Source organism: Brevibacterium sp. 91QC2O2 (assembly GCF_024580695.1).
Classification (GTDB): Bacteria; Actinomycetota; Actinomycetes; order Actinomycetales; family Brevibacteriaceae; genus Brevibacterium; species Brevibacterium moorei.
In genome coordinates this window covers 24673-38582 of sequence record NZ_JANIJY010000005.1, presented here as the reverse complement: position 1 = coordinate 38582, position 13910 = coordinate 24673, and the positions used below count along the sequence as shown (strand labels likewise).

Here is a 13910-nt window from a genome sequence, read left to right as displayed (position 1 = left end):
GCCGTCCCTGCAACTCGGCCGCTTAGCAACTCGGCCGCTCGGCGCAGGACTACAGGTGCGTGGGATAGCCCAATGCGATGTCCGCGGCCTCCTGGATCGGTTCGCCCAGGGTCGGATGCGGGTGGATCGTCAGCGCCACGTCCTCGACGTTGAGCTGACAGTTGACCGCCACGCTCAACTCCGAGATCAGGTCCGAGGCGCCCGGACCCACGATCTGGGCACCCACCAGGGTGCCCGTGTCGATGGTGGAGACCAGGCGCACGAATCCCTCCGCCTCGTCCAGCGAGACAGCGCGGGCATTGCCGGCGAACGGGAACTTCGAGGTGGTCACCGTCAGTCCGTTCTGTTCGGCCTGCGCGGCCGTCATTCCCACGGTGGCGATCTCCGGATCCGCGAAGCACACGGCCGGGACGCTGAAGTACTCATTGGCGTCCGGGCGTCCGGCGATTGCGCCGGCCGCGGTCTTGCCCTCCATGAAGGCCATATGTGCCAGGGCCGGGCCCATCGTCACATCACCCACTGCGTAGATGTGATCGACTCCGGTGAAGCCGCGCTCGTCGACCTTGATCAGTCCGTGCTTGTCGACCTCCACGCTGGTGGCCTCCAGGCCCAGGGCATCCGAATTGGGGGTCCGGCCCACGGTGATCATGCAGTAGTCGGCGGCGATCGTCTGCTCTTGTCCGCCCTTCTTCTCGTAGGACACGTGCACCCCGTCGTCGTGCTGATCGGCCCGGCGCGCGCGCACCCCGGTCAGGATGTCCACGCCCTTGGCCCGTAGGCGCTTCTCGACCACCTTGACCAGGTCCGGTTCGAAGTTCGGCAGGATCTGCTCGGTGCCCTCCAGAATCGTCACATGGGAGCCGAAGTCGGCATAGGCCCCGGCCAGCTCGGTCCCGATGTACCCGCCGCCGATCACCACGAACTCGGAGGGGACCTCGGGCAGGTTCAAAGCGCCCGTTGAGTCGAGCACCCGACCACCGAACATGAAGCCGGGGATCTCCACCGGGCGCGAACCCGTGGCGATGATCAGATCGGTGAAGGCGATCCGTCGCGGATCGGACACGCTCATGAACTGCTGCGGGCCGGCCGGCATGATGTGCAGTTCGGTATCGCTGACCAGCGTGGCCGAACCGCGCACCACCTCGACCCCGTGTTTCTTCAACAGGCCGGCGACCCCGCGGGTCATCCGGTCTACGACCTTGTGCTGCTTCCAGTCCTGCAGCGAGGTGAAGTCGAATGAGACGTCCCCGGCCGTGATCCCGTAGACACTGGAGTCCTTGGTCTGGCGCAGCCGCTCACCGGCGGAGATCAGCGCCTTCGACGGCACGCAGCCCACGTTCAGGCAGATCCCGCCCAGCGTGTCGGACTGTTCGATCACGGTGACCTGTTGGCCCAGTTCGGCTGCGCGGATCGCGGCGACGTAACCGCCGGGTCCGGCGCCGATGACCACGGTGCCGTGGGTTTCCAGTTCGCTCATCGTTCAGCCCTCCATCAGCAGCAGATTCGGATCGTGCAGCAGCTCCACCAGCAGGTTGAGCACCTGCTGGCCGGCCACCCCGTCGATCACCCGGTGGTCGACGCTCAGCGAGAGCTTGAGCATCTGGCCGACCTTGAGCTTGCCCTTCTTCGTCACGTACGGCCCCGGCACAGCCCGGCCGACGCCCAGGATCGCGACCTGTGGGGCGTTGACGATCGGGGTGAAGTAGCCGCCGTTCGCGCTGCCCAGATTGCTCAGCGTGATGGAGGCTCCGGACATCTGCTCGGCCGTCAGCTTGCCGGCTTGGGCGGTTTCGGTGTTCAGGCCGATCTCCTGGGCGATCTGGAACAGGTTCTTCGCATCGGCGTCCTTGATCACCGGGGCGTAGAGCCCGCGCTCGGTGTTCGTGGCGATGCCCACGTTGTACGCCGAGTGGAACACCTGTTCGCCCGCGTCCATGTCCAGTGAGGAGTTCAATGCCGGGAACTCCTTGAGGGCAGCGACCAGCGCCTTGACGATGAACGGCAGCAGGGTCAGGTGGATGTCCCGGTCGGCTGCGCGCTCCTTGTAGGCCTGCCGCAGCGCCAGCAGCTTCGTCACCTCGACCTCGCCGAACAGGGTGACGGGCGGGATGGTGGCCTGCGAGGTCGCCATCGCCCTGGCGGTGGCGGCGTGGATGCCGGAGAACGGTTCGCGCCGGTCGCCCTCGCGCGGCGCCACAGGGGCAGCCGGTGTCGCAGCGGCGGCCTGGGTCGCGGTTGCGGGCGTCCCGGACGCTGTCGGCTCGGTGGTTTGCCCCGCGCCCGCCAGCTTGTCGATATCGGCCCGCAGCACGTGCCCGTGGGAGCCGGTGGGCGTGACGGCCTGGATGTCCACGCCCTTCTCCCTCGCATATCTGCGGACCGAGGGCATGGCCAGCACGCGCGCAGCCGGTTCCGCGGCCGCGGCCAGGGGCGGTTCGGTGGGTGCCGGAGTCTTGGCAGAGTCCTCGGCCGGGGCCTTGGCCGCAGCCTGGGCCGAACCTCCTGCCGGGGCCGCGCCGGCCGGCTGGGACGCTCCGGCGGGACCGGTGGGCGCCATATCCTCATCCTGTTTCTCCGCGCTCTGTGAACCACTCGCGGAGTCACCGGCCGGTTCATCGGGGGAGCCGTCGTCGATGACGACGAGCATCTGCCCCACGGTGACGGTCTCGCCCTCCTTCGCCCCCAGTTTCGTCACGGTCCCGGCGACGGGGGAGGGGAGTTCGGAGACGGACTTGTCGTTCTCGATTTCGACCAGCGTGTCGTCCTCGGCGACGGTCTCGCCCTCCTTGACGTGCCAGCTGGAGATAGTGCCCTCGGCCAGGCCCTCGCCCAGCTCCGGCATGGTGAATGTGAATGCCATTGCTTACTCCAATCGTGTTGTGGCTGGCTCAGTAGCTAAGGATCTCGCGGGCCTTGGCCGCGATGCCGTCGGCATTCGGCAGCCAGGCGTGTTCATCGGCGGCGAAGGCGTAGACGGAGTCTGGCGCGGAAACCCGCCCGATCGGGGCCTCGAGGCTCAGGATCCGGTTCTCGGCGACCGCGGAGACGACGTGGGCGCCCACCCCGGCCATCTTCTGCGCCTCCTGCACCACGACCAGTCGTCCCGTCTTGTCCACGGAGGCGAAGACCGTGTCGGTGTCGATCGGGGAGATCGTGCGCAGGTCGATGACCTCGGCGGACACCTTGTCCTGGGCCAGGGCCTCGGCGGCTTTGAGCGCCTCGTGGACCTGGGCGCCATAGGCCACCAGAGTGATGTCGGTGCCCTCGCGCACCACATTCGCGGTGTCCAGCGGGACGCGGTAGATGCCGTCGGGGACGTCCTCCTTGATGGAGCGGTAGAGCTTGAGGTGCTCCATGAACAGCACAGGGTCGTTGCTCTCGATCGCCGAGATCAGCAGCCCCTTGGCGTCGTAGGCCGTCGCCGGGGCCACGACGCGCAGGCCGGGGACTCCGGTGAACAGGTGTTCCAGACTGTCCGAGTGCAGCTCGGCCGTGTGGGTCCCGCCGCCATAGGGCGTGCGCACCGTGATCGGCTGGGTCAGCGCGCCGGCGGTGCGGAACCGATTGCGCGACATCTGCCCGACCAGGGAGTCCACGGCCTCAAAGGTGAAGCCCATGAACTGGATCTCCGGGATCGGGCGCCAGCCGGTGGCGCCCAGCCCGATCGCCAAGCCCAGGATGCCGGACTCTGCCAGCGGGGTGTCGAACACCCGATCGGTGCCGTGCTTGTCCTGCAGGCCCTGGGTGGCGCGGAACACGCCGCCGTTCTTTCCCACGTCCTCGCCGAAGATCAGGGTCTTCTCATCGTCGGCCAATTTGAGGTCCAGGGCGTCGGTGATGGCCTGGATGTATGAACGCGTCGTCATGTCAGTTTCCCTCCCGCTCGCCTGCTGCTGCGATCTGTTCGCGGATGTTCGGGGTGGGGACCTCGAAGGTGTTACTCAGGAACTCCTCGACCGTCTGCTTGGGCGCCTTCTCCGCGGCCGCGATGGCGGCGCGGAACTCCTTCTTGTACTTCTCTGTCAGTTCGGCCTCCTGCTCGAGGGACCACAGGTCCTTCTCGGTGAGCAGATCGCGCATCCGGTTGAGTGGATCGCGTTCGAGCCAGGGCTGTTCCTCATCGTGGGTGCGGTAGCGGCTCGGATCGTCGCCGGCCGAGGAATGTGGGCCGAAGCGGTAGGTCAGCTGTTCGATGAGCACCGGACCGTTGCCCGCCGCTGCGTATGCGCGCGCGGCCCTGGCCACCGCGTGCACGGCCAGCACGTCCATCCCATCGACTTGGACGGCCGGGGCACCGGCGGCCGAGGCCTTCTGTGCCAGGGTCCGGGACGCGGTCTGGCGCTCGCGGGGCACCGAGATGGCCCAGCCGTTGTTCTGGATGATCATCACCAGGGGCGCCCGGTAGACCCCGGCGAAGTTCAGGCCCTCATAGGTATCGCCCTGCGAGGTCGAGCCGTCGCCGGAATAGGAGAACGCGACATTCGGCTCTCCGTTCATCTTCATCCCCAGGGCCGCCCCTGCGGCCTGCACGTGCAGGGCGCCGATGATGATCTGGGGGAACCAGCTGCGGACGCCGTCGGCGATCCGGTTGCCCTCGACGTGGCCGCGCGACCACAGGAAACCCTGTTCGACGGTGATGGCCCCGTGTTGGATCATCTGGGGCAGATCGCGGTAAGTGGGGAACAGGTAGTCCATCGCCTCGAACGCGGTGACGCTGCCGATCTGGCTGGCCTCCTGTCCGATGGTCGGGGCATAGAAGCCCAGGCGGCCCTGGCGGGAGAAGATCGTGGTCTGGTCGTGCAGAGTGCGCTCCCAGAGCATCTTCTGCATCAGGTCGGTCAGGTCCTCGTCGGTGAAGGTGTCGAAGACCTGTTGGTCGACGATCCTGTGGTTCTCGTCGAGCACGCTGATGGGACCCTGGACGTCCTTGCCCTGGGAATCCCTGATCGCCGCGAAGTCGACGACCGGGGTGGCGGTTTGCTCCGTCATGGTATGTGCCTCCTACTTCTGTGTGACGTGTGTGGTCGATGGTGTGGCGGGCGCCGGTCCGTCCGGGCCGCCGGTCTGTGGTGGTGCGCCGGGCGCTCTGATGGCGAACAGGATTACCGCGGCCAGGGCCATGAATGCGCAGCCGATGAGCAGCGCGGTGCCGAACGTCAGGGCGCCTGCGGCCATGAGCGAATTGAAGATCAGGGTGATCACGGCGCCGGCCGCGAAGCCCTGGTAGATCACCGAGTAGTTCTTCGACTGGTTGTTGTGCCCGTAGAAGTCCCCGACGATGGCCGGGTAGATGGTGATGCACCCGCCGAAGGCCGCGCCGAAGAACAGGAACCCCAGGATGTACAGCCAGGGGCTGGGCAGCCACGTCAGACCCAACAGCAGCGCGAAGACCGCCAGGACGCTCAGGGCGACGGCGACGATCAGGGTGCGCTTGATGTGGTCCGAGAGCCAGCCGAAGAAGAACCTGCCGATCGTGTTGACCACGGCGACCAGCGACACCAGGCTGATCGCGGTGCCGATCAGATAGGCCGTGGGCCGGTCAGTGGCCGTGGGCCCCGACAGGGCGGCGCCGCCGGCGTTGCCGATGATGAACAGGCCGGCGAAGCAGAACGCGGTGATGCCGATGAACAGCAGATAGGACTGGGGCGTGCGCAGCATCTGCCCGCGGGTGTATTCGCCGGCTGCCTGACCGGCGTTGCCCGTGTGCGGGGCATCGCGCAGCAGCAGTCCGCCGCCGGCGATGAGCAGCAGTGCGACGACCGCCCAGATGATGAAGCACATGGTCAGCCCGGGGTAGCCGGACGCCGCATCCCCGAGCACCGGGGTGACGACGAAGGGCAGGATGACGGCCGGCACGCCGTAGGCGCCCACGGAGACCCCGGAGATGGTGCCGGCCCTGTCGGGGTACCAGCGCAGACAGTTCGTCAGGCTCAGCAGGTAGCCCACACCGTCGGCGGCGCCGACGACGATCCCGGCGAACAGGTAGAGCAGCCAGACATTGCCCACGAAGCCGGAGACGAACAGTCCGCAGGCCAGCACGATGCCACAGGCCACCAGGACCTTGCGGACGCCGAATCTGGCCTGCAGCCAGCCGATCGACAGAGTGGACACCGACAGGCAGATCATCATGATGGAGAAGGTGATCGCGATGCCGAATGTCTGGGTGTGGTCGCCCAGCAGGCGCTGTGCCAGAGGCGGGTTGAGGATGGACCAGGAGTAGACGGTGCCGAGCCCCAGCTGGGCCAGTACAGTGCCCAGGAGGACCCTGCCCCGGCCCGCGAGGGCCGGAGCGTCGGAAGCCTGAACGGCCATGACACTCCTTCGTGTTGAGGTGGTTCTACGTTCGGTAGAAATGGCTCCACTATAACGCTGGATGCTCGTTCAGAAAAGGGGTCGGAGGGTTTTTCCGGAGAAAATCTCACTGATCGGTCGGGGGTGTCCCGATTCTGCGCTGGCGGCCCGGCAGGCCGATCCGGCGCCGCCAGACGAGAACCCAGGCTGCACCGGCCACCGCCGTGACCCCGGTGGCCAGGATCCCGAAGCGGATCCCGGAGGCGGCGATCAGCACGGAGATCAGCGATGGGCCGCCCAGTTTGCCGAGGTTGTTGAACAGTGCCCACACGCCCAGGAATCTGGCGCGGCCGGCCTCGGGGCTGAGATCGGCGCCCACGGTCAGGTTGATGCCCGCGCCGAGGCCGTTGCCCAGCGCCATGACGATGGCCGCTGCGATCAATCCGCCGCCGGTGGGCAGTAGCACCATGATGAGGAAGCCCGCGCCGAACACGGCCAGGCAGGTGATGAGTGTCGTGGTGCGGCCCAGCTGGTCCTTGAGGTAGGCGCCCAGGAACATGATGATGAGTTCGAGGGCGGCGCCCAGGGCGATGAGCAGGGAGATCGCCGATTCGTGCAGCCCGATGTGCACGCCCCACAGCTGCACGATGATCGGCTGACCGGCCCTGGCCACCGTCAGCGTCGCGATGCCGATCCCGGCCAACCAGACGGAGTCCCAGCGCACGTCCAAGTCCCTGATGCGTGGGCCGTGCGAATGCGGAGAGGACTCCGCCGGGGAGCCGGCGGCGCTGCCGCCTGCGGCGGTGTCGGCGGCTGCCGGGCCGGTCGGACGCTGCGGTGCCGTCTCCGATGCAGGTGCCCCGGCGACCGGGCCCCGGGCCCTGGGTGTGGCCCGGCCGATCGGCAGGGACATGACGATGACGGCGGCCAGCGCGGCCAACGCCGAGAACACGAAGACCGTCCAGATCGGGAAGACCAGCAGTAGGCCCGCGGAGAGCATCGGGCCGACCAGATTGCCCACGCGCATACTTCCGCCCAGGGCGGTCATGGCCCGGCTCACGTGCCGGGGCTCCACGGTGTCGGCGACATAGGCCTGGCGGGCCAGTGTCCACACGTCGTTGATCGGTGCGCGGGCCATGATGGACAGGGTGTAGACGGCCAGGGACCAGGGTTGATCGGCCGCCAGGGCGAACACCGTGGCAGCGGTGACGACGATCGCGGCGCCGGTGGCGGCGAGCATGGCGCGCAGATCTCCCAGTCGGTCGATCAGGATCCCCGCGGGCACGGTGCCGGCCAGGGAGACCGCTCCGGCCAGGCCCACGATGATCGCGGCGAAGGCCTGAGTGGCCCCCACGCTCAGCGCGGCGAGCACCAGGACCGGCACCACTGCGCCCAGGCCGATGTTGACCAGCACGGAGGGGACGAGGACCGGCCAGAGGATCTGTTTGAACATTGCCGTCCTTCGCGTCGCCGGCCCGATGAACCACGTGGTCACAGCTCAGACTACGCCGGGTGTGATCCCGCCGACACCGCGGTGTGGGCCGGTCCCGTTCCAGGTGGTGGCGCTGTCTGGAACAATGGGACGGGGCCCGGCCCGAGGGCGGGCTGCGGTTTCAACCTGATTCCATCTGGTGGGAGGACACGTAATGGCAGACATCCGGGTTGCGGTCATCGGGGCGCACGGGCGCATGGGCTCGCACGCCGTGGCGGCGATTGAGGCGGCTGAGGGGCTGGAGCTGGCCTGCGCACTGGGCAGTGGCGACGCCCTGGAGACGGTACTGGACTCCGGCGCCGAGGTGGCCGTCGAATTGACGGTGCCGGCGGCCAGCGAGGCCAATGTCCGCTTCCTGGTGGGTCATGACATCCACACGGTGGTGGGCACGACCGGCTGGGATGCGGACAAATTGGCCGCGCTGCGCGAGCTGGTGGACACCCACCCCGGGGTGGGTGTACTGGTGGCGCCGAACTTCTCGATCGGCGCGGTGCTGGCGATGAAGTTCGCAGAACTCGCCGCGCCCTATTTCGATTCCGCCGAGGTGGTGGAGATCCACCATCCGCGCAAGCTCGACGCGCCCTCGGGCACCGCGGTGACCACGGCCCAGCGCATCGCCGCGGCGCGCACCACCGCGGGCCTGTCCGCGGTGCCGGACGCCACAGCCTCCGATCCGCTGGGCGGGCGTGGGGCAGTGGTTGACGGCATCCACGTGCACTCGATTCGCCAGTTGGGGATGAACGCGACCGAGGAGATCCACTTCGGCTCGGCCCACGACGCGCTGACGATCCGCACGGATTCCTTCGCAACCGAATCGTTCATGCCCGGCATCATCGAGGCGGTGCGGCGCATCGCCGCGCACCCGGGGCTGAGCGTGGGCCTGGAGACGGTGCTGGACATCTGATGGCGGCCTTCAAAATGTCCAAGGCGAAGATCGGCGCGCTCATCGTATCGCTGGGCCTGCTGCTGTACTTCGTCTTCATGCTCCAGCGCGCCTGGATCATGCTCACCGACTCCCAGCCGATCGCCAAGGTGATGGGAGCGGCCCTGGTCGTCCTGCCCATCATCGGCGCCTGGGCGCTGATCCGCGAACTCATGTTCGGCACCTCCATGGAGCGGTTGGCCGGCATCCTCGAATCCCGGGGCGAACTGCCGGTGGACGATCTGCCGCGCTCCCCGGGCGGTCGGATCGACCGTGCCGCCGCGGATGCGGAATTCGAAAAGTACCGGGCCGAGGCCTCGGCCGCGCCCGATGAGTGGAAGTCCTGGTTCAACCTTTCGTGCGCCTACGATGCGGCGGGCGACCGCAAGCGCGCCAGGGAGAACATGCGCAAGGCGATCGGGCTGGAACGGGAACAGCGTCGGGCCGGTCATGGGTGAGCTCGTCCTCAACATCGTGCTGGTGTTCGTCTTCGTGCTCATCGGCGGGTTCTTCTCCGCCACGGAGATGGCACTGGTCACCCTGCGCGCCGGCCAGATCGCCGAACTCGAATCCCGTGGGCCCCGCGGGGCGAAACTGGCCGCCCTGGCGCGCAACCCCAACACCTTCCTGTCCGCCGTGCAAATCGGCGTGACGGTCGCCGGATTCGCCTCTGCGGCCTTCGGCGCTTCGGCGATCGCACCCTATGTCGCCCCTCTGTTCACAGCTCTGGGGGCGCCGGCCAATGTCGCCGGTGTGCTGGCCACGGTGCTGCTGACCCTCATCATCTCCTACCTGTCCCTGGTGCTGGGGGAACTGGCGCCCAAACGCATCGCCCTGCAGCGCAATGAATGGCTGGCCTATGCGGTGGGCCCCCTGGTGGGCGGCCTGGCGCGGCTGTTGCGCCCGGTCATCTGGTTCCTTTCGATATCGACGAACCTGGTGGTAAAACTGCTCGGCGGTGACCCACAGCAGGAGCGCCAGGCCGTCGGCGACGAGGAACTGCGCAGTCTGGTGGCAGCCGATGAACGGATGCCGGCGGCCGAACGCAAGATGCTCGACGATGTGCTCTCGCTCCGGGGTCGGCAGGTTTCCGAGGTCATGACGCCCCGGCCGGCCGTCTCCACGCTGGACGCGGACCTGAGCATCGGCCGGGCCGCCGAACGCGTGCGCGAACAGCCCTTCTCCCGGTATCCGGTGGTCGGTGAGTCCTTCGACTCCGTCGCCGGCTTCGTCCACGTCCGCGATCTGCTCGAGGCGGCGCTGCAGGATCCGCAGGCATCCATCACCACAATCATCAGGCCCATCCTGTTCGTGCCCTCATCTGCCAGGGTGCTGCCGACCCTGACGAAAATGCGCGCGGCCGGCGACCAGATCGCGGTGGTTGTCGACGAATACGGCGGAACCGACGGAATCGTATCCTTCGAGGACCTGGTCGAGGAGGTCGTCGGCGAGGTGTTCGACGAATACGACGCCCGCACCGAATTGGCCGCCGGGCACGGTGGCACGGTGTCTGGCCGGTTGAACCTGGTGGACTTCCAGGAGGCCACGGGTCTGGAACTGCCGCGCGGGACCGCCGATACCGTTGCGGGTCTCATGGTCGAACGCTTGGGCCGACTGGCGCGCGTGGGCGATGTCGTGCGGATCGGTGATGCGCTGCTGCGGGTCGCAGCGGTCGACGGCAGGCGCATCTCGCGGGTTTCGGTGCAGCAGGCCGAAGGGCCGCACGAGGGCCCGGAAACGGGCGATTAGGCTACGCTGGACCCACACGAGGACCGGACACCGAGCAGGGGGTGCGCCGTTGGCGCTTCGAACCATTGTGATAACCGGTGCCAGTGATGGGATCGGTGCGGCCGCTGCGGCGCAGCTCGCGGCCGGCGACGTCCGCCTCATCCTGATCGGGCGGTCGGCGGAGAAGACCCTGCGCATCGCACAGTCCCTCGGCGTGGAACACCATGTGGCCGACTACGCGTGCTTGGACGAGGTCCGGTCGCTGGCAGCCGAACTGCGGCGGACCTGCGACCGGATCGATGTGCTTGCCAATAACGCCGGAGCGCTGTTCAAGGACCGGGCGCTGACCGTCGACGGGTACGAACGGACCTTCCAAGTCGATCATCTGGCCGGAATGCTGTTGACCCATGAGCTCATGGACATCCTCGTCGACAGCAGGGCGAGCATCGTCAACACCGCCAGTATCGCCGCCCGGCTCTATGCCCGCCTCGATCTGAACGACCTGAACACCTGGCGGGCATTCACCCCGAACCGTGCCTACGGCAATGCGAAGCTGGCGAACATCATCTTCACCCGCGGTCTGCACAAGCGCTTTCGCTCCCGGGGCGTCTCCGCTGTGGCCTTCCATCCGGGGCTCGTGCGGACGAGTTTCGCCGCGCAGGCCAGGGGCTATCTGCACACGCTCTACACGGGAGCCTTCAGCGGCTTCTTCGACTCGCCGGAAACGGCCGGCGAGCGCCTCCGGTTCTTCATCGAGGGCAATCCGAAGGCCGATTGGCAGCCCGGCGAGTACTATCGCGCGCCGGGCCGGATCGGGCTGACCAAACCCCAGGTCTACGATCCGGACATCGTCGCCGAACACTGGGATCGGTGCTCGCAGATGCTTGGCATCGACTGGTAGCAGCGAGTTCAGTCCGCCGCGCGGTGCTCCAGGCGCACCAGGCGCAGGCGCGCCGCATTGGTGATGACGCTGACGCTGGACAGGGCCATGGCGGCCGCGGCCAGCATCGGCGAGAGCAGCAGTCCGAACACCGGGTACAGCACGCCGGCCGCGACCGGGATGCCGATCGCGTTGTAGACGAAGGCGAAGACCAGGTTCTGCCGGATGTTGCGCATCGTGGCCCGCGACAGTGACCTGGCGCGCACGATCCCGCCCAGATCACCCGACAACAGGGTGATGCCGGCGGCCTCCATCGCGACGTCCGTGCCGGTGCCCATGGCCATGCCGACATGTGCCCGGGCCAGGGCTGGAGCATCGTTGACCCCGTCGCCGGCCATCGCGACGGTCCGCCCGGCGGCGGTGAGTTCGCCGACCACATCGCTCTTGTCCTGCGGTTGTACGCCGGCGCGGACCTCGTCGATGCCCAGGCGCTGCGCGACGGCCCGCGCGGTCGTCTCATTGTCGCCGGTGAGCATGATGATGCGCAGTCCCTGCTCGTGCAGTTCGCGCAGCGCCGCGGGAGTGGTCTCCTTGATCGGATCGGCGATCGCCAGGATCGCCGCGATCTCCCCGTCGACTCCCAGATAGACCGCGGTGGCCCCATCGGCGCGCATCTCATCGGCCCGACCGTGCAGCTCGGCGGGCAGCCCGTCGTCCCCGGCCGAGGCGACGTAGCCGGCATTGCCGACCCTCACCTCGTGCCCGGAGACCTGTGCGCGCACCCCGCCGCCGGGATCCGAATCGAACTCGGTGGCGCTCGGCACGTCGAGGCCGCGCTCGCGGGCCGCAGCGGTGATCGCCGCCCCCAGGGGGTGTTCGGAGGACGACTCGACGGCCGCCGCCAATGTCAGGGCCCGCTGCTCGTCGAGCTGACCGGTGGGCACGACGCCGGTCAGGCTGGGGCTGCCCTCGGTCAGGGTGCCGGTCTTGTCGACGACGATCGTGTCGACGCGCTCCATGGTCTGCAGGGCTGCGGCATCGCGGATCAGCACGCCCGCTCTGGCGCCACGGCCCACCCCGACCATGATCGACATGGGGGTGGCCAGGCCCAGGGCGCACGGGCAGGCGACGATGAGCACGCTGACCGCGACGACCAGGGCATGGCTCAGGCGCGGCTGCGGGCCCACCAGCATCCAGACGATGAAGGCGATGACGGCTGCGGCGATGACGGTCGGAACGAATACGGCCGATACCCTGTCGACCAGCGACTGGATGGGCGCGCGGGAGCGCTGGGCGTGGGCGACCATGTCGACGATGCGCGCCAGGGTCGAATCGGCGCCCAGCTTCTCCGCCCGAATCCGCAGGGTGCCGCTGCCGGAGACGGTGCCGCCGACGACGGCGTCCCCGGCGGTCTTGGCCACGGGCAGGGACTCTCCGGTGACCATCGACTCGTCCACGCTGCTGCGCCCGTCGATGACGGTGCCGTCAACGGGGATCTTCTCACCGGGGCGCACTCGCACGGTATCGCCGGGCTGCAGGTGCTCGACGGGGACCTCGTGTTCGGTCCCGTCGGCCTCGATCCGCAGCGCGGTGGCCGGTGCCAGATCCATCAGCGCCCGAATGGCGCCCGAGGTGGTCTCGCGGGCGCGCAGCTCCATCACCTGGCCCAGCGCCACCAGGGCGACGATGACGGCGGAGGCCTCGAAGTAGACCTCGACGTGCCCGTGCATCTTCATCGAATCGGGGAACACACCGGGGGCCAGGAGGGCGACCAGGCTGTACAGATAGGCCGCGGCCACGCCCAGGGAGACCAGCGTGAACATGTTCAGGGAGCGGTGGCGGACGGAATCCCAGCCGCGGCGGAAGAACGGCCAGGCACCCCACAGGACCACCGGAGTGGCCAGGGCGAACTGGATCCAGGCCGAGACCCCCATGGGGACCAGGCCGGCCAGCGCCGGGACCATGGGCAAGAGCATGGAGAAGACCATGATCGGCACTGCGAGCGCCGCACAGATCCAGAAGCGGCGCGTCATGTCGACCAATTCCGGATTGGGCCCGGTTTCGGCGGTGACCGTCACGGGTTCCAGGGCCATGCCGCACTTGGGGCACGTCCCCGGATGGTCCTGGCGGATCTCCGGGTGCATCGGACAGGTGTATTCGGTGGCGGTGCCATGTGTGGTGCCATGTGCGGCGCCGGCGGCCGGGGCGGTCTGTGCCGTAGCCGTCTGTGTCGCAGTGGTCTGTGCGGCCGTGTGATGGTGCGCGTGCTCGTGGGCGTCGTGCCCGGCGTGTGCGCTGGGATCGTGCTCGTGTGCCTCGTGCTCATGTGCACTGTGGGATTCGGCGGCGCCGTGGTGCGTGTGTGCGCTGTGCCCGTGTCCTTCGTGCTGGGAGTGTTCGGCGCTCCCCGTGTACGTGGCCGGATCGGCCAGGAACGTGTGGTGGCAGTGCTCCGAACAGAAGTAATAGGTGTGACCGCCGACGTCCTCGTGGGCCGCGGCGGTGGCCGGATCGATCGTCATCCCGCACACGGGGTCGCTGACCGTGTGGCTGGTCTGCATATCCAAGGGTCCTCCTCTGTCTCACTCACATCCACC

General features: G+C 68.1%; 11 protein-coding genes. 4 read left to right on the top strand and 7 right to left on the bottom strand.

Features of this window, described 5'->3' with window-relative positions; all coding sequences use genetic code 11:
* Nucleotides 1-49 precede the first annotated feature (49 nt).
* The 6 genes from lpdA to NQ036_RS05565 all read right to left on the bottom strand — a co-directional run bounded on the left by lpdA (nucleotide 50) and on the right by NQ036_RS05565 (nucleotide 7744).
* Complete coding sequence (gene lpdA, locus NQ036_RS05590; RefSeq protein ID WP_257057605.1) at nucleotides 50-1477, bottom strand: dihydrolipoyl dehydrogenase; 1428 nt, start codon at nucleotides 1475-1477, stop codon at nucleotides 50-52.
* Nucleotides 1478-1480: 3 nt separating this feature from the next.
* Nucleotides 1481-2860 (bottom strand): dihydrolipoamide acetyltransferase family protein, encoded by a 1380-nt coding sequence (locus NQ036_RS05585; protein ID WP_257047482.1) that lies wholly within the window; start codon nucleotides 2858-2860, stop codon nucleotides 1481-1483.
* 28 nt (nucleotides 2861-2888) lie between these two features.
* Nucleotides 2889-3866: an alpha-ketoacid dehydrogenase subunit beta gene (locus NQ036_RS05580; RefSeq protein ID WP_257047483.1), complete on the bottom strand. Its 978-nt coding sequence runs from the start codon at nucleotides 3864-3866 to the stop codon at nucleotides 2889-2891.
* Between the two features lies 1 nt (nucleotide 3867).
* The gene (locus NQ036_RS05575; protein WP_257047484.1) at nucleotides 3868-4989 is read right to left on the bottom strand and encodes a thiamine pyrophosphate-dependent enzyme; all 1122 of its coding nucleotides are present in this window, start codon (nucleotides 4987-4989) and stop codon (nucleotides 3868-3870) included.
* Between the two features lie 12 nt (nucleotides 4990-5001).
* Complete coding sequence (locus NQ036_RS05570) at nucleotides 5002-6312, bottom strand: MFS transporter (protein WP_257047486.1); 1311 nt, start codon at nucleotides 6310-6312, stop codon at nucleotides 5002-5004.
* Between the two features lie 106 nt (nucleotides 6313-6418).
* The gene (locus NQ036_RS05565) at nucleotides 6419-7744 is read right to left on the bottom strand and encodes an MFS transporter (RefSeq protein ID WP_257047488.1); all 1326 of its coding nucleotides are present in this window, start codon (nucleotides 7742-7744) and stop codon (nucleotides 6419-6421) included.
* A gap of 193 nt (nucleotides 7745-7937) precedes the next feature.
* Between NQ036_RS05565 and dapB the strand changes: the two genes are divergently transcribed.
* The 4 genes from dapB to NQ036_RS05545 are packed head-to-tail and all read left to right on the top strand — an operon-like array spanning nucleotide 7938 to nucleotide 11334.
* Nucleotides 7938-8687: a 4-hydroxy-tetrahydrodipicolinate reductase gene (dapB, locus tag NQ036_RS05560; protein WP_257047490.1), complete on the top strand. Its 750-nt coding sequence runs from the start codon at nucleotides 7938-7940 to the stop codon at nucleotides 8685-8687.
* Entirely contained in the window at nucleotides 8687-9163 is a 477-nt protein-coding gene (locus tag NQ036_RS05555; RefSeq protein ID WP_257047491.1) for a tetratricopeptide repeat protein, read from the top strand. Before dapB ends, NQ036_RS05555 begins: the two co-directional genes overlap by 1 nt.
* Entirely contained in the window at nucleotides 9156-10454 is a 1299-nt protein-coding gene (locus NQ036_RS05550; protein WP_257047492.1) for a hemolysin family protein, read from the top strand. Before NQ036_RS05555 ends, NQ036_RS05550 begins: the two co-directional genes overlap by 8 nt.
* A 49-nt stretch (nucleotides 10455-10503) precedes the next feature.
* Nucleotides 10504-11334 carry an SDR family NAD(P)-dependent oxidoreductase gene (locus NQ036_RS05545; protein ID WP_257047493.1) on the top strand — a complete coding sequence of 277 codons (831 nt, stop codon included), beginning with the start codon at nucleotides 10504-10506 and terminating at the stop codon, nucleotides 11332-11334.
* 8 nt (nucleotides 11335-11342) lie between these two features.
* Here the strand turns inward: NQ036_RS05545 and NQ036_RS05540 are convergent, their stop codons facing one another.
* Nucleotides 11343-13874 (bottom strand): heavy metal translocating P-type ATPase, encoded by a 2532-nt coding sequence (locus NQ036_RS05540; protein WP_257047564.1) that lies wholly within the window; start codon nucleotides 13872-13874, stop codon nucleotides 11343-11345.
* Nucleotides 13875-13910: the final 36 nt, after the last annotated feature.

What these genes read in the sequence shown, in the direction of transcription:
- lpdA (WP_257057605.1), bottom strand. Translation starts at nt 1,477, where the DNA reads ATGAGCGAACTGGAAACCCACGGCACCGTGGTCATCGGCGCCGGACCC.
- NQ036_RS05585 (WP_257047482.1), bottom strand. Translation starts at nt 2,860, where the DNA reads ATGGCATTCACATTCACCATGCCGGAGCTGGGCGAGGGCCTGGCCGAG.
- NQ036_RS05580 (WP_257047483.1), bottom strand. Translation starts at nt 3,866, where the DNA reads ATGACGACGCGTTCATACATCCAGGCCATCACCGACGCCCTGGACCTC.
- NQ036_RS05575 (WP_257047484.1), bottom strand. Translation starts at nt 4,989, where the DNA reads ATGACGGAGCAAACCGCCACCCCGGTCGTCGACTTCGCGGCGATCAGG.
- NQ036_RS05570 (WP_257047486.1), bottom strand. Translation starts at nt 6,312, where the DNA reads ATGGCCGTTCAGGCTTCCGACGCTCCGGCCCTCGCGGGCCGGGGCAGG.
- NQ036_RS05565 (WP_257047488.1), bottom strand. Translation starts at nt 7,744, where the DNA reads ATGTTCAAACAGATCCTCTGGCCGGTCCTCGTCCCCTCCGTGCTGGTC.
- dapB (WP_257047490.1), top strand. Translation starts at nt 7,938, where the DNA reads ATGGCAGACATCCGGGTTGCGGTCATCGGGGCGCACGGGCGCATGGGC.
- NQ036_RS05555 (WP_257047491.1), top strand. Translation starts at nt 8,687, where the DNA reads ATGGCGGCCTTCAAAATGTCCAAGGCGAAGATCGGCGCGCTCATCGTA.
- NQ036_RS05550 (WP_257047492.1), top strand. Translation starts at nt 9,156, where the DNA reads ATGGGTGAGCTCGTCCTCAACATCGTGCTGGTGTTCGTCTTCGTGCTC.
- NQ036_RS05540 (WP_257047564.1), bottom strand. Translation starts at nt 13,874, where the DNA reads ATGCAGACCAGCCACACGGTCAGCGACCCCGTGTGCGGGATGACGATC.